The sequence below is a fragment of the Alcanivorax sp. HI0044 genome, assembly GCF_001634945.1.
The window spans coordinates 1-676 of the sequence record NZ_LWEZ01001608.1 but is presented as its reverse complement, the minus strand read 5'-3'; the positions used below and the strand labels follow the sequence as shown (position 1 = coordinate 676).

The following is a 676-nucleotide window of genomic DNA, read 5'->3' as shown; positions in this document are numbered from 1 at the left end:
CGCCTTTTTAGCTGGTGCTTTCTTCGCCGCCGCCTTTTTAGCGGGAGCCTTCTTTGCTGCTGCTTTCTTGGCGGTAGCTTTCTTCTTGGCCGGTGCCTTCTTGGTAGCGGCTTTTTTAGCGGGCGCTTTCTTGGCTGCGGCCTTTTTCTTGGCCGGGGCTTTTTTGCTCGCCGCTTTCTTTGGCGCTACCTTGCGCTCGATTTCCTTGGCGCGCTTTTCCAGGTCCTTTTCGTACTGGCCGATCACGCGTGCCAGGCTGTGGGCCTGCTTGGCGGTGGCCTTAAGAACCTTGACCTCGGTTTCCAGAATGCGCTTGCGGGCTTCGGAATCATCCACCTGTTTGCGGGTTTCGTCTGCCGTTTTGCGGGCGCGGTCAAGCTGACGTTTTACGGTGCTGGTGGCCTTTTCACGGTACTCGGCCTGGAGTTTTTCCAGCTTGGCGAAATATTCGCGCTGGCGCTTCAGTTGCTGGTTGAGGCTGTCTCGCACTTTATCCAGTTGCTTTTCCAACTGTGCGATCTGCTTCTCACGTTCCTTGTCGAAGCGCTCAGCCAGCTTGCGAATCTGAGCCTGAAGTTCCTCGACGGTATCTTTCACCTTGCTAGCAGCCATGGATGACTCCCTTTCCCCTACGGATTATTTCGTTAATGGCCAACGGGCTCGGGATGAGCGCTGG

The 676-nt window shown here is 56.1% G+C and carries 1 protein-coding gene; it reads right to left on the bottom strand.

Annotated elements, in window-relative coordinates:
- Positions 1–612: hypothetical protein (locus tag A3730_RS24320; protein ID WP_063539155.1), on the bottom strand; the 612-nt coding region annotated here is incomplete at its 3' end.
- Between the last annotated feature and the right edge of the window lie 64 nt (positions 613–676).